This is a genomic window from Enterobacter sp. PL_is379 (genome assembly GCF_055817355.1).
On sequence record NZ_JBVPGT010000026.1, the window covers coordinates 287,592 to 306,375 of the forward strand.

General features: G+C 61.8%; 13 protein-coding genes and 1 pseudogene. 11 read left to right on the top strand and 3 right to left on the bottom strand.

The features are described 5' to 3' along the window. The first annotated feature begins 167 nt into the window (after positions 1-167). Together AC0TOY_RS09330 and AC0TOY_RS09335 are read left to right on the top strand one after the other, a co-directional pair. Positions 168-1,271 carry an MBL fold metallo-hydrolase gene (locus AC0TOY_RS09330; protein WP_262749373.1) on the top strand — a complete coding sequence of 368 codons (1,104 nt, stop codon included), beginning with the start codon at positions 168-170 and terminating at the stop codon, positions 1,269-1,271. 32 nt (positions 1,272-1,303) lie between these two features. Beyond that, a complete protein-coding gene (locus AC0TOY_RS09335) occupies positions 1,304-1,645 on the top strand; it encodes a RamA family antibiotic efflux transcriptional regulator (RefSeq protein WP_010428317.1) in 342 nt (113 codons plus the stop codon). 54 nt (positions 1,646-1,699) lie between these two features. Here AC0TOY_RS09335 and AC0TOY_RS09340 read toward each other — a convergent pair whose 3' ends face one another. Next, positions 1,700-1,948 (bottom strand): DUF1158 domain-containing protein, encoded by a 249-nt coding sequence (locus AC0TOY_RS09340; RefSeq protein WP_013097677.1) that lies wholly within the window; start codon positions 1,946-1,948, stop codon positions 1,700-1,702. Between the two features lie 479 nt (positions 1,949-2,427). On the opposite strand from AC0TOY_RS09340, the gene AC0TOY_RS09345 reads away from it, so the two are divergent. The 3 genes and pseudogenes from AC0TOY_RS09345 (at position 2,428) to AC0TOY_RS09355 (ending at position 9,451) form a co-directional block, all read left to right on the top strand. Beyond that, positions 2,428-5,136 carry a cation-transporting P-type ATPase gene (locus AC0TOY_RS09345; RefSeq protein WP_473721750.1) on the top strand — a complete coding sequence of 903 codons (2,709 nt, stop codon included), beginning with the start codon at positions 2,428-2,430 and terminating at the stop codon, positions 5,134-5,136. Positions 5,137-5,242: 106 nt separating this feature from the next. Next, positions 5,243-6,307 (top strand): efflux RND transporter periplasmic adaptor subunit, encoded by a 1,065-nt coding sequence (locus AC0TOY_RS09350; RefSeq protein ID WP_473721751.1) that lies wholly within the window; start codon positions 5,243-5,245, stop codon positions 6,305-6,307. A gap of 9 nt (positions 6,308-6,316) precedes the next feature. Continuing rightward, positions 6,317-9,451: pseudogene (locus AC0TOY_RS09355) on the top strand (efflux RND transporter permease subunit). On the opposite strand, the gene AC0TOY_RS09360 reads toward AC0TOY_RS09355, so the two are convergent. Then, positions 9,402-10,523: a YbdK family carboxylate-amine ligase gene (locus tag AC0TOY_RS09360; RefSeq protein ID WP_048991429.1), complete on the bottom strand. Its 1,122-nt coding sequence runs from the start codon at positions 10,521-10,523 to the stop codon at positions 9,402-9,404. The pseudogene AC0TOY_RS09355 and the gene AC0TOY_RS09360 sit on opposite strands and share 50 nt — an antisense overlap. 104 nt (positions 10,524-10,627) lie before the next feature. On the opposite strand from AC0TOY_RS09360, the gene AC0TOY_RS09365 reads away from it, so the two are divergent. Then, on the top strand, positions 10,628-11,518 hold the full coding sequence (locus AC0TOY_RS09365; RefSeq protein WP_473721752.1) for an oxidoreductase: 891 nt from the start codon (positions 10,628-10,630) through the stop codon (positions 11,516-11,518). Here AC0TOY_RS09365 and AC0TOY_RS09370 read toward each other — a convergent pair. Next, complete coding sequence (locus tag AC0TOY_RS09370; RefSeq protein WP_473721753.1) at positions 11,515-12,309, bottom strand: AraC family transcriptional regulator; 795 nt, start codon at positions 12,307-12,309, stop codon at positions 11,515-11,517. The two genes, AC0TOY_RS09365 and AC0TOY_RS09370, sit on opposite strands and share 4 nt — an antisense overlap. 76 nt (positions 12,310-12,385) lie before the next feature. Between AC0TOY_RS09370 and AC0TOY_RS09375 the strand changes: the two genes are divergently transcribed. The 5 genes from AC0TOY_RS09375 to AC0TOY_RS09395 all read left to right on the top strand — a co-directional run. After that, positions 12,386-14,368, top strand: coding sequence for an FUSC family protein (locus AC0TOY_RS09375; protein ID WP_473721754.1), 1,983 nt, complete (start codon positions 12,386-12,388; stop codon positions 14,366-14,368). After that, positions 14,361-14,576, top strand: coding sequence for a DUF1656 domain-containing protein (locus tag AC0TOY_RS09380; protein ID WP_024906912.1), 216 nt, complete (start codon positions 14,361-14,363; stop codon positions 14,574-14,576). Before AC0TOY_RS09375 ends, AC0TOY_RS09380 begins: the two co-directional genes overlap by 8 nt. Continuing rightward, entirely contained in the window at positions 14,573-15,436 is an 864-nt protein-coding gene (locus AC0TOY_RS09385; protein WP_208763584.1) for an HlyD family secretion protein, read from the top strand. The genes AC0TOY_RS09380 and AC0TOY_RS09385 overlap by 4 nt, the downstream gene beginning before the upstream one ends. Before the next feature lie 72 nt (positions 15,437-15,508). After that, complete coding sequence (locus AC0TOY_RS09390) at positions 15,509-15,946, top strand: DcrB-related protein (RefSeq protein ID WP_473721755.1); 438 nt, start codon at positions 15,509-15,511, stop codon at positions 15,944-15,946. 17 nt (positions 15,947-15,963) lie between these two features. Next, on the top strand, positions 15,964-18,784 hold a 2,821-nt coding region (locus AC0TOY_RS09395), incomplete at its 3' end, for a PAAR domain-containing protein (RefSeq protein ID WP_473721756.1).

An 18,784-nucleotide genomic window follows, 5' to 3' on the forward strand; every position in this document is an offset into this window, starting at 1 on the left:
TAAAAACCCTGATTGAAACACGTGCTTTGACACGCTGCAACGCGGAATGTCAAAGATCGAAAACGTCTTGACGACTTTATCATCATATCTATAATGAGTGCTTACTCACTCATAATCAAGTTTACCCTGCGCACGCTATCGGATGGGGCGCGTTTTCGGGTCAGGATATGAAAAAACCTCTCTTCATCTGCGTGGTGTTAATCATGATTATTGCTTCAGCCGCGAGTTTACCGTTTGTTCTGAATGCCGGATTCGGCCAGCCGCCGCAGGGTGAACGTCTCACTGAAGTGGAGGCCTCCCCACAGTATCGCGAGGGGAAATTCCACAATACGCTGCCGACGCCGGGATATAACGGTGACAAAAATATGCTGGTCGCGATGTGGGAGTTTCTGACTAAAAAAACTGAAAACGCCCGCCCGGCCCAGCCGCTACCGCTGGTGAAAACCGATCTTGCGAGCCTGCCGCTGGAGCAGGACACCCTGGTGTGGCTCGGTCACTCTTCGTGGTATCTGCAGCTCGCAGGCAAACGCATCCTGATTGACCCGGTGCTTGGCAACTATGCCGCGCCGTTTTCGTTCCTCAATAAGGCCTTTGCCGGCGAGTATCCGTGGCGTGCTGAACGCATGCCGGAGATCGACCTGCTGATTATCTCGCACGATCACTACGATCATCTGGATTACGCCACTATCAAGGCGCTACTGCCGAAGGTGAAGCGGGTGGTGACGCCGCTGGGCGTGGGCTCCCACCTGCGCTACTGGGGGATGAAGCCCGAGATTATTGACGAGCGCGACTGGAACCAGTCGGTACGCATCAGCGATGCGCTGACGGTGCACGTTCTGCCAGCGCGTCACTTCTCCGGTCGCGGCATCAAACGCGATCGCACCCTGTGGGGCAGCTTCATGTTCGTCACGCCAGAGCAGAAGGTTTACTACAGCGGAGATTCCGGTTACGGCCCGCACTTCAGGGCCATCGGTGAACAGTTTGGCGAAGTGGACGTCGCCATCATGGAAAACGGCCAGTACGACCAGGACTGGAAGTACATCCACATGCTGCCGGAGGAAACGGCGCAGGCCTCGGCGGATCTGAACGCGAAAGCCGTGGTGCCCGGACATAACGGACGCTTCGTGCTGGCGAAACACGCCTGGAACGATCCGCTGATCCAGCTGGCAAAAGCCAGCAAGGATAAAAATTATCGGTTGCTGACGCCGGAACTGGGCGAGCCCGTCCGGGTAAGCGACAGCGCACAAACCTTTCGTGCGTGGTGGGAATAATGTTTAAGCGAGAAGCAGAGGGGGACAGCAGTATGACCATTTCCGCTCAAGTCATCGACACTATCGTCGAATGGATCGACGACAATCTGCACCAGCCATTACGAATAGAAGAGATTGCCCGTCACGCGGGTTACTCGAAATGGCACCTGCAGCGGCTGTTTATGCAGTACAAAGGGGAGAGTCTGGGGCGTTATATTCGTGAACGTAAGCTGCTGCTGGCGGCGCGCGATCTGCGAGAATCCGACGCCCGGGTGTACGACATCTGCCTGCGCTACGGGTTTGACTCGCAGCAGACGTTTACCCGCATCTTCACCCGTACGTTCAACCAGCCGCCGGGTGCGTACCGTAAAGAGAACCATAGCCAGACACATTAACCTGTCGCGTGCAGGCCGGGTAAGGCGTAGCCGCCACCCGGCTTTTTTGTGAGCTCAGGACGCGAGTGAAAACCAGCGTCGCCAGACGAAACGCAGCACGAAGAATTCAATCGCCCCGAGCAGTAAAAACCACACGCAGAACAGAATGGTATAGAGCTGGTTAAGATCGACCATATGAAAGGTCTGAACCAGCTTCTGCGCCAGCACCAGCCCAAGCGAAGGTGCAGGGAGCAGCAGGCACGAAAGCAGGGCCAGCAATAAAATGCCGCCTGCGGTGAGCAGCGATTCTAGCGGGTGTTTCATCGTAATGTTAATCGTCAGTTAAAAATGTCATTGTCCGGCATTCTGTAACGTAAAGCAATATCAGCCCCGCTGGCCTTTTTGAATAAAACAAAGACATTATTACTGCGAATTAATAACAACATACGACCCGGCGTTTATATTAATATCGCGTTATGTAAATAAACGTCCGCATCAGGAAAATAATTTTACAAATGTATAGGTGCTATAACCAATTAACGTGGCAATAACAATGGCCGCGATAACGTATAACACCAGTCTGCGCCCGCGATAAATACCCCACATGGTTCCCCCTCGTTTAGTATTGGTTTAGAAATATTTTGTAAAAATCAGGTCATCGAAATAGTTTTAATCAGTTTTGAATAACCGAGAAGTCATTATATTGCGGTAGATCAATTTTACCCGCAAGACTTTAAAATGAATTTATTTAAGCCCGAAAGGAATTCAGGCTTCTGTTCACCGGAAATTGAAGGAAAAATACGATGACTGAAAAAAAAGTGATTCCGAACATGCCGCCTTCCGGCGGGCTGGCATACCAGCAGACCGTAGAGCAGGTGCTTGCATACGCGCAGAGCCAGGCCAGCGGTCTGGACCGTGCAGAGGCGCAGGCGCGTCTGCAAAAAACAGGGCCGAACGCGCTGCCGGAGAAAAAAGGCAAACCCGCCTGGCTGCGTTTCCTGGCCCATTTTAATGATGTGCTGATTTATGTCCTGCTGGCCGCCGCCGTATTAACGGCAGTAATGGGCCACTGGGTTGATACGCTGGTTATTTTGGGCGTGGCGGTAATCAATGCTTTAATTGGTCATATTCAGGAAAGTAACGCGGAAAAATCCCTGAAGAGTATTCGTAATATGCTCGCCAGCGAGGCGCGCGTTATTCGTAACGGCAACCATGAAACAATCCCCACAACTGAAATAGTCCCGGGCGATATTATTGTATTACGCGCGGGGGATCGTATTCCGGCGGATATGCGTTTAATTGAAGCGCATAATTTACGTGTGGAAGAGGCGATTCTGACCGGTGAATCCACCGTGGTGGATAAACACGTTAATCCGCTGAGCGGCGAATTACCGCTGGGCGATCGCACCAATATGGTCTTCTCCGGGACGACCGTCAGCGCGGGCGGCGGCATCGGTGTGGTCACCGCGACCGGTCAGGATACGGAACTCGGCCACATCAACCAGATGATGGCGGGTATCGAAAAGCACCGTACGCCGCTGCTGGTGCAGATGGACAAGCTGGGTAAAGCGATCTTCGCCATTATTCTGGCGATGATGGCCGCGCTGTTTGTCTTCAGCCTGGTATTCCGCGAAATCCCAATGGGCGAGTTGCTGCTCTCCCTGATTAGCCTGGCGGTCGCCTCCGTACCGGAAGGTCTGCCGGCCATTATCTCCATCATCCTCTCCCTGGGCGTGCAGGCGATGGCGCGCAAGCGGGCGATTATCCGCAAGCTGCCGACGGTTGAAACCCTGGGCGCGATGACCGTGGTCTGCTCGGATAAAACCGGTACCCTGACCATGAACGAGATGACGGTTAAAGCCATCATCACCGCCGACGCCTGCTACCGCGTGGACGGTAACAGCTACGAGCCGGTGGGCAACATCTACCTGGAAGGCAGCGACGAGCCGGTGCAGATCCAGCCGGGCACCGTGCTGGAGCAGTACCTGCGTACCATCGACCTGTGTAACGACAGCCAGCTGATTCAGGACGATCGCGGGCTGTGGGGCATCACCGGTGGGCCGACCGAGGGCGCGCTGAAGGTGCTGGCGGCGAAGGCCAGCCTTGAGCCGGTGATGACCACGCTGGTGAATAAGATCCCGTTCGACTCGCAGTATAAGTACATGAGCACCCACTACCAGATTGACGGTGAGGAGCAGATCCTGATCACCGGCGCGCCGGACGTGATTTTCGCCCTCTGCGCGCAGCAGCAGACCCGCAACGGTGCGGAAGCCTTCAACCGCACGTACTGGGAAAGCGAGATGGAGCGCTATGCGCGTCAGGGGCTGCGCATGGTCGCCGCGGCGTTCAGGCCGGCGAACGGCGAGCAGGAGCTGACGCACGATGACCTGAGCCACGGCCTGATCTTCCTCGGCATCGCAGGGATGATGGATCCGCCGCGTCCGGAAGCGATTGACGCGATTAACGCCTGCCAGCAGGCGGGGATCCGCGTGAAGATGATCACCGGCGATCACCCGCAGACGGCGATGAGCATAGGCCAGATGCTGGGGATCACCAACAGCGAGCAGGCGGTTACCGGCTACGAGCTGGAGAAGATGGACGACGCCGCGCTGGCGGACGCCGCGGTGAAGTATGACATCTTCGCCCGTACCAGCCCGGAGCATAAGCTGCGCCTGGTGAAAGTGCTGCAGGACAAAGGTGAAATCGTCGGCATGACCGGTGACGGCGTGAACGATGCCCCGGCGCTGCGTCAGGCTGACGTGGGCATCGCGATGGGCATCAAGGGCACGGAAGTGACCAAAGAGGCGGCGGACATGGTCCTGACGGACGATAACTTCGCCACCATCGCCAGCGCGGTGAAAGAGGGGCGTCGTGTTTACGACAACCTGAAGAAGACCATCCTGTTCATCATGCCGACCAACCTGGCGCAGGGGCTGCTGATTGTGATTGCGCTGCTGGCGGGGAACATCATTCCGCTGACGCCGGTGCTGATTCTGTGGATGAACATGGCCACCTCCGCCACGCTCTCCTTCGGCCTGGCCTTTGAGGCCGCCGAGCGCAACATCATGCGCCGTCCGCCGCGTCAGACCGGGCAGCACGTGATGGACGCCTACGCCGTCTGGCGCGTGGCCTTCGTCGGCACCATGATTGCCATCGCCGCCTTTGCGCTGGAAGCCTGGCTGGCTCCGCGCGGCCACAGCGCGGAGTTCATCCGCACCGTGCTGCTGCAGATGCTGGTCTGCGCCCAGTGGGTATACATGATTAACTGCCGCAACACCGAAGGGTTCTCCCTCAACCGCGGTCTGCTGGCGAACAAAGGGATCTGGCTGGTGACGGGCGTGCTGTTCCTGCTCCAGGCGGCGATTATCTACCTGCCGTTTATGCAGATGCTGTTCGGCACCGAAGCCCTGCCGCTGCGCTACTGGTTTGTGACCCTGACCGTTGCAGGCGTGATGTTCTTCGTCGTCGAAATCGAGAAGCGACTGACCCGCAGGTTCCGTAAGGCTGCATAACGAAAACCTTACCCCTCACCCTAACCCTCTCCCTTGGGCTCGGTTTTCTCCCTCTCCCCTTTGGGGAGAGGGCCGGGGTGAGGGGAAACAACGCTGAGGTACTCCCATGAAACTCCCGGTCCTGTTTGCACTCCTTGTCAGTACCCTGCAACCCGTATTCGCCGCCGCCATCCCCGTGCGCATCGCCACCGTGGAGCAGACCGCCCACGCCGCCGAGCGCCAGATCCCGGGCCGCATCGAAGCCATTCACACCGTTGAGCTACGGGCGCGAACGGAAGGCGCGATTGCCAAAATCCACTTCCGCGACGGGCAGTACGTGAAAAAAGGCGACGTACTGTTTGAGCTGGACGACTCCGAGCCGCGCGCCGCCCTGCGCCTGGCGCAGGCCGAAGTGAAAAGCGCCGAAGCCACGCTGCGCCAGGCGCAGCAGCAGCTTTCCCGCTTTGAAAGTCTCGGCAGCAGCAACGCCATCAGCCGTCACGACGTGGACAACGCCCGCATGCAGCGCGACGTCGCCAGCGCCGCTCTCGAGCAGGCGAAGGCCCGGCTCGAAGCCCGCAACGTCACCCTGAGCTACACCCGTATCACCTCGCCGATTGACGGCCGCGTGGGGCACAGCAGCTTCCACGTGGGTAGCCTGATCAACCCGGCGAGCGGCGTTTTGGTGGAGGTGGTGCAGCTCGATCCGATCCGCATCGCCTTTGCGCTGGAAGAGGGGGCGTTTGCCGCCAAAGCCGGACAGCATGCGGATATCAATGCCATGAAGCGTGCCTGGCAGGCGCTGATCGACAGCAACGGCCAGCGCGTCAGCGGCGAGCTGACATCAGTGGATAACCGCGTTGACCCGCGTACCGCCAGCGTGATGCTGCGCGCCGAGTTTGCCAATCCGCGCCATCAGCTGCTGCCCGGCGGCAATGTGAACGTGTTTTTGCGCCCGGCAAGTGAACAGCCGGTGCTGACCCTGCCCGCCGCCGCGGTCCAGCAGAACGGCGACGGCTACTTTGCCTGGGTCGTTAATGCCGACGGCAACGCCGAAATGCGCCCGCTGAACGTGGCTGGTCAGATTAGCCAGCAGTTCCAGCTCACCTCTGGCGTGAAGCCCGGTGAGCGAGCGATTACTGACGGCGCGCAGCGCGTGCAGCCCGGCGCTGCTGTCCAGATACTGAATTAAGGAGCCATCATGCTGACGTTTTTCATCAAACGCCCGCGCTTCGCGATGGTGATTGCGCTGGTCATCACCCTGCTGGGGGCCATTGCGCTGAGGATTATCCCGGTGGAGCAGTACCCGCAGATCACGCCGCCGGTGGTGAACGTCTCTGCCAGCTGGCCCGGTGCCAGCTCCGCTGACGTGGCGGAGGCCATCGCCACGCCGCTGGAGACGCAGCTGAACGGCGTGGACCATATGCTTTACATGGAGTCCACCAGTTCGGACGAAGGCACTTACAGCCTGAACATTACCTTTGCGGCGGGCACCGATCCGGATCTTGCCGCCATCGACGTGCAAAACCGCGTGGCGCAGGCCGTGGCGCAGCTGCCGACCGAGGCGCAGCAAAACGGCGTGCAGGTGCGCAAGCGGGCCACCAACCTGATGATGGGGGTAAGTCTTTACTCACCGAATAACACCCACACGCCGCTGTTCGTCAGCAATTACGCCAGCACCCAGGTGCGCGAGGCGCTGTCGCGTCTGCCCGGCGTGGGGCAGGTGCAGATGTTCGGCGCGCGCGACTACAGCATGCGCATCTGGCTGCGCCCGGACCGCATGAACGCCCTGAACGTCACCACCGATGACGTGGCGCAGGCGCTGCGCGAGCAGAACGTACAGGGCGCGGCGGGTCAGGTGGGCACGCCGCCGGTGTTTAACGGCCAGCAGCAGACCCTGACCATCAACGGGCTGGGGCGCTTAAGCCAGGCCGAAGAGTTTGCCGACATTATCATCCGCGCCGGGGAGATGGGCCAACTGGTGCGCCTGAAGGACATCGCCACCATCGAGCTCGGCTCGCGCAGCTACAGCTCCGGCGCGCAGCTGAACGGGCATGACTCCGCCTATTTGGGTATCTACCCGACGCCGTCCGCCAACGCCCTGCGCGTGGCCGATGCAGTACGCGCGGAGCTGGAACGCCTCTCAACGCGCTTCCCGGACGACCTGGTTTATGAGGTGAAATTCGACACCACCTCTTTTGTCGCCGCGACCATTAAAGAGATCGGCGTCTCGCTGGCGCTCACCATGCTGGCGGTTGTGGTGGTCGTTTCCCTGTTCCTGCAAAGCTGGCGCGCCACGCTGATTGTCGCGCTCGCCATTCCGGTGTCGCTGGTGGGGACGTTTGCCGTGCTCTATACGCTCGGCTACTCCGCCAACACGCTGAGCCTGTTCGCCATTATTCTGGCGCTGACCATGGTGGTGGATGACGCCATCGTGGTGGTGGAGAGCGTCGAAACGCTGATGGCGGAAGGGCAGAGCCGCACGGCGGCGACCGCGCTGGCCCTGCGCCAGATCGCCGGACCGGTGATCGCGACGACGCTGGTGCTGCTGGCGGTGTTTGTGCCGGTGGCGCTCCTGCCGGGGATTGTCGGCGAGCTGTATCGCCAGTTCGCGGTGACGCTCTCTACCGCCGTGACGCTCTCAAGCCTCGTGGCGCTGACCCTGACGCCCGCGCTGTGCGCGATGCTGCTGCGTCCGCGCCCGGAGAAACCAGCGGCCGTTTATCGCGCCTTTAACCGCGGGCTGGACGCCACGCGCGGTTTCTACACCCGCATCGTGAATGTCTTAAACCTGCGTCCGTGGCTGGCGCTGCTGGCCACCGCAGGCGCGGCGGCAGTCGTGCTGTTCAGCTTTACGTCGATGCCAAAAGGTTTCCTGCCGCAGGAAGATCAGGGTTATTTCTTTGCCAGCGTCCAGCTGCCGGAAGCGGCCTCGCTGGAGCGTACCGAAGCGGTGATGACCACCGCGCGGGAGCTGATCGCCAAAAATCCGGCGGTGGAGGATGTGATTCAGGTCTCCGGGTTTAACATCCTCAACGGCACCAGCGCCTCCAACGGCGGGTTTATCTCCATCATGCTGAAGGACTGGAGCGAGCGCCCGCCGCTGGAGGAGGTGATGGGTACCCTGCAGCGCCAGCTGCTGGCGCTGCCGGAAGCAACCATCATGACCTTTGCCCCGCCGACGCTGCCGGGGCTGGGCAACGCTTCCGGCTTTGACCTGCGCATCCAGGCCCAGGCGGGGCAGAGCCCGGCGGAGCTGGAGCGCGTCACCCGCGAGGTGCTGGCGAAAGCTAACCAGCATCCGCAGCTGAGCCGCGTGTTCACCACCTGGAGCAGCAGCGTGCCGCAGCTGACGCTGACCGTTGACCGCGAGCGCGCCGCGCGTCTCGACGTGCCGGTATCGCGCATCTTCAGCAGCCTGCAAACCGCCTTTGGCGGCACGCGCGCCGGGGATTTCAGCATCAACAACCGCGTCTACCACGTGGTGATGCAGAACGAGATGCAGTGGCGCGAGCGCGCAGAGCAGATCGGCGAGCTGTTCGTGCGCAGCAACAGCGGCGAGCGGGTGCGCCTGAGCAACCTCGTCACCATCACGCCGACCGTCGGCGCGCCGTTCCTGCAGCAGTACAACTAGTTCCCGTCGGTGTCGGTGAGCGGCTCGGCAGCGGCTGGGGTGAGCAGCAGCACCGCGATGGCGGTGATGGGTGAGATTCTGGCGGAGAGCCTGCCGGCCGGATACGACTACGCCTGGAGCGGCATGTCGTATCAGGAGCAGCAGACCGGCAATCAGGCGATCTGGATCGTGCTGGCGGCGGTGGTGATGGCGTGGCTGTTCCTCGTCGCCCAGTACGAGAGCTGGACGCTCCCGGCGAGCGTGATGCTCTCGGTGCTGTTCGCCATCGGCGGGGCGCTGGTCTGGCTGTGGATGGCCGGATACGCCAACGACGTGTACGTGCAGATTGGTCTGGTATTGCTGATCGCTTTAGCGGCCAAGAACGCGATTCTTATCGTGGAGTTCGCCCGCGCGCGGCGTATGGACGGAATGGCGATTGTCGATGCCGCGCGGGAAGGGGCCTCGCGCCGCTTCCGCGCGGTGATGATGACCGCCGTGTCGTTCATTATCGGCGTTCTGCCCATGATGCTGGCGACCGGGGCGGGTGCCCAGAGCCGCAGCATCATCGGCACCACGGTGTTCAGCGGCATGCTGGTGGCGACCGTGGTGGGGATCCTGTTTATCCCGGCGCTGTTCGTGCTGTTCCAGCGCCTGCGGGAGTGGGGCCACGGCCTTACGGACTCGTCGCCCACAGCTCGCAGTGCTTCTGCACCAGAGAAATAAGCGAGCCGCCGTCGGCGATAAACTCCCGCATGCGCTGCGCCTCGCTCTTGCCCTGCTTTAACAGCAGGGCAATTTCATTAATTGCGCTCGTCGCGCCAAGCTTCTCGGCCGACGGCGCCACCTGCTCCAGCAGCCAGGCGATGTCTTCCGCCACGGTTTTGTGCTCGCCGGTATGCACGTCCGTCAGGATCCCCTCCAGCCCGTAGCGACAGGCCTGAAAACGGTTAAAGCGGTACAGCAGAAAATCCCGTTCCTGATGCTTATAGGGCCGCGCGGTCAACAGCCAGTGGGACGTCGCCTGAATAAGTCCAGCGATGTTAATCGCGTGGCCGAGCGTCAGCGGCGTATCCATCACCCGCACCTCCACGGTGCCAAAATGCGGGCTGGGGCGAATATCCCAGTGCAGATCCTTGATGCTGTCGATCATGCTGGTGGAACTCAGGCGGCGGAACAGCCCCTCGAACTCCTGCCAGCTGTTGACCCACGGCATCTGGCCGTTATCCGGGAACCCTGAAAAGATGTTGAGCCGCGACGAGGAGAACTTCGTGTCCGTGCCCTGCATATACGGCGAGGCTGCCGCCAGGGCGATAAAGTGCGGCACAAAGCGCGACAGGCCGTGCAGCAGGTAAATCGCGTCATCCCCGGTCCGGCAGCCGACGTGAACGTGCTGACCGAATACCGTCGCCTGCAAAATCAGATAGCCAAAGCGCTCCAGCGTGACGTTATAGCGCTCGTCGTCGCACACCTCCTGGCGCTGCCATTTCTGGAACGGATGCGTCCCGCCGCCGCAGATCTGAATGTGCTGCTCCGCCGCGGCGCGCAGGATGCTCTGCTGCATCACCGAGAACTGCGCCGCCGCCTGGTCGATGGTCTGGCACACGCCGGTGGCGATTTCGAGCATGCTTTCGGTGATGTCGTGTTTGACTTCACCGCCTTTGATGTCGTCTTTGACGGCGGCGATGAGCGCGGAGGAGTCCTGGCTCAGATCGTAGCCCGGCGGGTTAACCACCTGCAGTTCGAGCTCGATGCCAAGGGTGAACGGTTCAGAGGATTTGAAATCGGGTAAAGGCATGGCGCACTCCGTTGTCTGTGAATGTTGAGTATAGACAACGGGTGTGGCGCACTCGTCTCAGGGTGGTATAACTGATAGCAGGCTTAGCAAAAGGGGAGTGACTCATGTCTGACTATCCAACGATTGCGCTGATAGGACCGGGTGCGATTGGTACTACCATTGCCGCGGTACTGCATGATGCTGGCCGCACGCCGCTGCTCTGCGGACGGACCGCACATGCGGCGTTACGCCTGCGCCACGATGAGGGTGAAACGGTGGTGCCCGGTCCGGTATTAACCGATCCGACAGCCATCGCGCGCCCCGTGGACCTCGTGTTTATCGCGGTGAAAACGACGCAAAATGCCGACAGCGCCGGGTGGCTGCGCGCGCTGTGCGATGAAAATACGATGGTCTGCGCCCTGCAAAACGGCGTTGAGCAGAAAGCTCAGCTTGAGCCTTTGGTCAGTGGCGCGACGGTGCTGCCGTCGGTGGTCTGGTTCCCGGCGCAGCGCGAGCCGGATGCCTCCGTCTGGCTGCGGGCGAAGCCGCGCCTGACGCTGCCGGACATGCCGCAGGCGCAGCGGGTGGTGGAGGCGCTTCGCGGTACGCGCTGTGAAGTTGCACTCTCGGCAGATTTCGCCACCGTCGCCTGGCGCAAGCTGCTGCAAAACGCGGTCGCCGGGCTGATGGTGCTGGCCAACCGCCGCGCCGGGATGTTCAGGCGCGAGGATATCAGCGAACTTTCACTGGCCTACCTGCACGAGGGGCTTACTGTCGCCCGCGCGGAAGGGGCGAAGTTGAACGATGACGTAGCGCAGGAGATTCTGGCGAACTTCCAGCGTGCCCCTGAGGACCTCGGCACGTCGATCCTGGCGGACCGTCAGGCCAACCGTCCGATGGAGTGGGACATCCGCAACGGCGTGATCCAGCGCTACGGCCGCAAGCACGGCATTGCGGTACCCATCAGCGACGTGGTGGTGCCGCTGCTGGCGGCGGGGAGCGAGGGGCCGGGTTAACGGCCGCTGTTTTTCCGTTCGGCAAAGTAATGCGCGGGCGTGCTGCCCATCGCTTTTCGGAACATGGTGATAAAGGCGTTCACGGATTCGTACCCGAGCGTTGTCGCCACGTTCTGGACCGGTACGCCGCTTGCCAGCTCCCGTAGGGCAATAATCAAATGCAGCTGCTGGCGCCATCGCCCGAAGCTCAGCCCGGTCTCGCGCTGCATCAGGCGTGCAAACGAACGCTCGCTGAGGGCAAGCCGTTTCGCCCACTCCTTCAGGGGGCTTCGGTCCTCAGGGCGGCTGACCAGCGCGTCGGCCATGGCGCGAATTTTCGGGTCGGTTGAGACCGGCAGGCTCAGCTTCTGCTGCGGCATGCTGGCAAGCTCATCAAGCGTGACCCTGATTAGCCTGGCGACATGGCTGTCGGGCGGATAATCAACGCCCTCGCGGGTTAGGCGATCGACCAGCTCCTTGATCAGCGGCGAGATCGCCAGCGTGCAGCATCTCTCCGGCAGCGTCGCCGCGCCGGGCTCAATAAACAGATAGTTCAGATGCGCGTTCCAGGTCGCTTTGGCGCTGTGCGGGATCCCCCCTGGGATCCAGACGGCGCAGTCTGGCGGCACGATCCAGATATCGTTTTCCGCATAACAGCTGACCGCGCCGTAGCGGGCAATAATCAGCTGCCCCTTGCGGTGGGTGTGTACCGGCACTTCCGCGGCGTAGTCCACGAAGTCCAGATGACGCGCCACGGCAGGAGAGGCGCTAGAGTCAGGGTCATACAGCGTAGTAGCAGATTGAGGCTTCACGATTCTGGCAACATTCAGGTATTTTTTGACAGAATAGAGTATTTAAGCGGGTCTGCAAGCCGGTAATAATTCCGGCATGAAAAACGTCCTCTCTTATCCCGTGCGCCTGCCCGCCGCGCTGCAAAACGACGCGGGGGCGCTGATCTACGCCGCAAAGAGTTTCGCCGCGGCGATGCTCGCTTATTACATCGCGCTGTCTATCGGCCTCGAACGCCCCTCATGGGCGATTATTACGGTTTACATCGTGTCGCAGACGTCGGTCGGGGCATCGCTCAGCAGAAGCCTCTACCGGCTGGCCGGTACGGTTGTCGGGGCCAGCGCGACCGTTCTGATTGTGCCCACCTTCGCGAATACGCCGATCCTGTGCAGCATGGTGCTGACGGGCTGGATCGTATTCTGCCTGTGGCTCTCCCTGCTGGAGCGCACGCCCCGGGCCTATGCCTTTGTGCTGGCGGGCTACACCGCGAGCCTGATTGGTTTTCCCGCGGTATCCGATCCCGGCGGCATCTTTAACGTCGCCATTGTCCGCGTGCAGGAGATCGCGATCGGGATTTTCTGCGCGGCGCTGATTCACCGCTACGTGCTGCCCGCGCGGGTATCAGGGCTGTTCAACGCTAAATTATCCCAGACGCTACAGGCCACGCGCGAGCGGGTGGCGGATACCTTAGCGGGCAAGCCCGATGCGGCTTCCGGCCCGCTGTATCTGGCCCTGGCGCTGCAGTTCCTGCAGGGCATAAGCCACCATATTCCGTACGATTTTGCCCTCTCCGCCCCGGTGCGGCAGGCCAGAAAAGCGATTCACGACCGGCTGGCGCGGCTCGTTATCGTCAACTGTGAACTACACGACCGCATGCCAACGATCGGAACCCTGCCCGCCGACGTGCAGGCCTTGCTGGAGGATGTTCAGGCCTGGGTGGCCGGTGAAGGCGCTAGCCTCAGCAGTACGGCAGAGGCGCTGCGGCTCCGCTGTGCGCTTCTCATCGATCGGTATGCCGCGCTGGCGCAGACGTTTGACGACGCGCGGCTGGTCAGTTTTATCCGCTACCTCGCGGAGGCGATCGCGCTTCTGCAGCAGTGCGAGCGTCTTTCCGGGGCCATCCTCCACGCCAAACCCGTCTTTGGGGAGAGGCAAACCCGCGCGGCGAAAGGCTACGTTTTCCACCGCGATCCTCTTACCGCAGCCCGCACGGCGCTGGGGGCTTTCGCCATCATCCTGAGCGGCTGTCTGGTCTGGATCTTCTCAGCATGGCCGGATGGCGGTACGGCGGTGTCTATCCTGGGGGTCTGCTGCACGCTGTTTGGCAGCTTCGACACCCCGGCCCCCCACATTGTGAAATACATCATTGGCTCGTTCTGGGGCGTGGTAATTAGCCTGTTCTACAGCTTTGCGCTGCTGCCGCTGGTGAGCGATTTCCCGGTGCTGGTGGCGGTGCTGGCTCCTGCGTATCTGCTGGCCGGGTCGCTTCAGGCGCGTCCACCGACCACGTTTATGGCGATGGGCATCACCCTGACGCTGCCCATTCTGTGCGAGCTGGGGGCGCACTACAGCGGAGACTTCGCCGTTGCGGCCAACACCGCCATCGCGCTATTTGCCGCGACCGGCTTTGCCGTTATCAGCATGAGCCTGCTGCAAACCGTGCAGGCGGATGGTGCCATCACGCGTCTGCTGAACCTCTGTCAGCGCGACATTCGCCGCAGCGTGAAGGGCACGCTGCGGGTTGACGAAACGCACTGGATCAACCTGATGATGGACCGAACCGCCCTGTTGCTGCCGCGGCTGCAGCGCAGCGAGCGCGCGCCAGAGCAGGCGCTCGATCGGCTGTTACATGCGCTGCGTCTGGGGCTGTCGGTCATGCATTTACGCCGCAGTGACGCACCGCCCGGCAGGGAGGTTGACGCACTTTTTCATAGGATAAACGCCGCAGACCGCAACGCCTTACGGGAACGCATCGTCACCCTTGTCGAGAGCCATCTGCCTGCGGCAGATGAACATACGCGCCAGTTTGTCTTCAGGCTGGTGGATCTGCACTGTGCATTACGGGAGCCAGACCATGGTTAACGATCTCAATATCGGCGGGGTTTTTATCCCGGGGTTGCTGACGGTCGCCCTCGCGGCGCTGGTCTGTACGCTAAGCCTCGTCGCGCTTTTCTCTCTTAGCAGGGGCTACCGGCGCTTGCCGTTTCGCCCGCTGATGGATGTTTCAACCTGGATTGTCACCTTTTTCCTGCTGATGCAGGGCCTGACCGCGTTGGGGTTATTGTCATGAAATCACTGCTCTCTTTACTGGCTCGCTATGCGCTGACGTTAAGCGCCGTCGCGGCGGCTACGCTTCTGGCCTTTAAGATGTGGAAACACTACGCAGAAACGCCGTGGACCCGCGACGGGCGCGTGCGTGCGGACGTGGTGCAGATTGCGCCGGACGTCTCCGGGCCCGTCATCAGCGTGGCCGTTCGGGATAACCAGTGGGTGAATCGGGGCGATGTGCTTTACACCATCGATCCGCGCTGGCTCAAGCTGGCGGTGGCAAGCGCGCAGGCTGATGTGGAGTCGAAACGCCATGAGATGCTGATGCGCCAGGACGCGGCCCATCGCCGCACGCTGATTAAAAACGCCATCTCCGGCGAGGATTTGCAGCAAACCGGCAGCGCGGCGAACGTCGCGGCGGCCAATTATCACGGCGCGCTGGCCGCGCTGGATCTGGCTGAGCTTAATCTGGCGCACGCCACCGTCCGTGCGACGGTTTCGGGGTACGTTACGCACCTGCGGCTGCGGCCCGGAGACTACGCGACGGCGGGGGAGACAAAGGTCGCCATCGTCGATGCCCACAGCTTCTGGGTGGTGGGGTACTTTGAAGAGACCAAGCTGCGCCATATTCGCGTTGGGGATGCTGCGCAGGTTGTGCTGATGGGATACGAGCCGGTCATCACGGGGCACGTGGAGAGCATCGGACACGGGATTGGGGACAGCAACGACGAGACGGGCGGGCTGGGTCTGCCCGACGTCGAGCCTACCTTTAGCTGGGTGCGGCTGGCGCAGCGCGTGCCGGTGCGTATTCATATCGACAGGTTGCCGGAGGGGGTTGAACTGGTGGCGGGGCTGTCGGCGAGCGTGGCGGTGGGGCGATAATCTGGGGATAGTCAGCCTTAAACACATATGCGAAACTTACCGCTTCTGAAAATATGTGGTGGGACCCGCTCAATGTCAGAACAACATTCGCAGTGCCTTTTCAGTGAAGGACTGATCTCTTTTCCTGAGGGATATCAGGATCGTACCGTCAACGTATTTGCGCCGCCCGCTGCGGATGCACCGGCGTTCAACATCTCCCGCGATGCTCTCAACGCCGGTGAAGCGCTTGCCGCGTATATCGATCGCCAGCTCGCCCTGATGGAAAAACACATCAAGGGCTGGAAGCAGGGTGAGCGCAGCGCCGCTACGCTGGGTGACGATCTTTTACAGGGTGAAACCGTTCATGCTACCTACCTGCGCGACGGGAAACGCATATGGCAGCAGCAGGCCGTATTTAACGTCGACAGCAATAACATTCTGGTGTTCACCATGACCTGCACCCGCGCGCTGGGCGATGCTGACAGCACGCTGTTTGGCGGTCTTCTCAGGAGCTTCCGCTTCCACCATTAACACCAGGGACAGTTGTTATGTTTGAAGCAGCACGCGTTGGTGATGATATCGGCCACTCCGGTGCGCTGGCCGGGATGATTGCCGGAACGATTGTCGGCGGCCTGATTGCCGCCGCCGGGGGCATTCTGGCGGGGGCCATGTTTATTGCCGGACTTGGTGCATCCTGTCTTGGCGTGGGCGTCCTGCTCGTCGGCGCCAGCCTGGCCGTGGGGTATTACACCGGGGAGCTGGCGACCGCCGCCCGGGACAGCATCGCGGACGCCGGGGCATCCAGCATGACGAAGAAAGGCGTCATCACCTCCGGCTCGCCCAACGTGTTTATCAACGGTAAACCCGCCGCCATGGCCACGGACAGCGCGGTGAAGTGCTCTGACGATGGCTCGCAGCAGATGGCCGAAGGCTCTTCGCGGGTCTCTATCAACGGCCTGCCTGCGGCACGCATCGGGGATCGCACCACCTGCGACGCGAAGGTGATGACCGGTTCGGACAACGTCATTATCGGCGGCGACCCGCAGCAAACCCTCCCCATTCAGTCTGAAGTCCCCGAGTGGCTCTACAAAGTCTCCGATCTTACCCTGCTGTTTGCCGGGCTTATCGGCGGGTGGGGCGGTGCCGCTGGTAAAGTCGGGGCGCTCTCTAAGCTGCTGGGCAAAATCCCCGGCATCAATAAGCTGGCCCGTATCGCCTGTCGCGCCGGCACGCTGATGACAGGCGTGGCGGCCGCAGGGATCATCGCCCGCCCGGTGGATATCGTCAGCGGACAAAAATTTCTCAGCGGGGATGATGAGCTGGACTTCGTCCTTCCTTCCCGCCTTCCGGTGCGCTGGCAGCGCTACTGGCGCAGCGGCAACCCCGGCGACAGCGTGCTGGGCCGCGGCTGGAGCCTGTTCTGGGAAAGCCGCCTGGAGCCTTACCAGGACGGCCTGGTGTGGCGCGCGCCGTCCGGCGATTACGTCGCCTTCCCGAAGGTCCCGAAAGGGATGCGCACCTACTGCGAAAGCGAAAAAAACTGGCTTGAACATCACTCTGACGACAGCTGGTCGGTGTATGACGTCAGCGGCGAGCGCTGGCACTATGCGCCGCTGCGGGATGATGCTCCGTCACTGCTTCAGCGCATCTCTGAACCCTGCGGCAACGATATCCTCTTCGAGTGGAATGCGGATCATACCCTGCATGCCCTGACCGACAGCGCGAGCCAGCGCGTGGTCTGCCGCTACGACCGTGACAGGCTCGTCGGCGCATGGCTGGATGACGAGATCTGCCTGGTCAGTTACGCTTATGATGAACAGCGCCAGCTGGTCTCCGTGACCGGCCGGGGCGGTAGCGTGCGCCGACGCTTCCGCTGGCAGGACGGGCTGATGAGCGCCCATGAGGACGCCAACGGCCTGCTGAGCGAATACCGCTGGCGGGAGATTGACGGCCTGCCGCGCGTGGTCGGCTTCCGCCACAGCGGCGGCGAACAGCTGGCGTTCGAATACGATTTTGAAAATGGCATCCGCCGTGCTATCCGCGATGACGGCGCCCAGGCGCACTGGCTGGTCGACGACGACAACGTCGCGCGCTTCACGGATTACGACGGTCGCCAGACGACGTTTGTTTACCGCGACGGCGAGCTCTGCGACGTTATTCTGCCCGGCGGCGCAATGCGCCGCAGCACGTGGGACAAATACGGCCGCATGACCAGCGAGACGGACCCGGCGGGCCGCCGCACCGAGTACCACTGGCATCGCCTGACCGACCGCATCACCCGCACGGTGTACCCGGACGGCACCTCATCGCAGGCCATGTACGACCTTCGCGGTCGCCTGCTGTCGGAAACGGATCCGGCCGGTAGCACCACCGCGTATGGCTATCCTGACGATGAAGAAAACCTGCCTGAGAGCATCACCGACGCCACAGGTGGCGTTGTGCGCCTGGTCTGGAACCACCAGGCGCTGCTGACGCAGCGCACCGACTGCTCCGGCAGCGTGACCCGCTTCACCTACGATCGATTCGGGCAGCTGATTGCCAGCGAGGATGCGGAAGGGAATATCACGCGCCGGGAGTGGAGTCGTGCCGGGCTGCTGAGCGTCGTGATCCATCCGGACGGCAGCCGCGAGTCGCTGGTGTGGAACGAACGCGGCCAGCTCACGGGCTGGCGCGACCCGCTGGAAAGCGAGGTTAGCTGGGCCTACAACGCGCTCGGCCTCCCGGTCAGCCTCACCGACCGTATTGGCCGCGTGCGCCAGTGGCGCTACGACCCGCGCGGTAACCTGCTGCGACTGGATAACGGCAATGGGGCGGAATACCGGTTCACCTACGACGCCGTGGGCCGCCCGCTCAGCGAAACGCGCCCGGATGAGACCGTGCGCTATATGGAATGGGACGCGCGAGGGTTCCTCTGCGCGCTCGAAGAAAACGGACGGCCTGCCGCTGACGGCGGTATCGCCCGTCGCGTCCAGCAGTTCAGCTATGACGACAGCGGGCTGCTGATCGGGCGCACACAGCGCCACGCGGAGTACCGCTACTTCCGCGACCTGAGCGGCCAGATTACCCGCATCCGCCGCACGCCCACGGCCGAAGGCGTTGCCCTGGGTATCGAAAGCGATGAGATCGCATACCGCCACGACGCCGCCGGGCGCGTGCTGAGCGAGTCCGGCATTAACGGCGCGGTGGGCTACGAGTGGGATGCCCTGAGCAACCTGACCGGCCTGACGTTGCCCGGCGAGCAAAAGCTGGCCTGGCTGCACTACGGCTCCGGCCACGTCAGCGCTATCCGCTTCGGGCAGCAGCTGGTGACCGAGTTCACCCGCGACCGCCTGCACCGCGAGGTGCGCCGCACTCAGGGCGCGCGCGAGC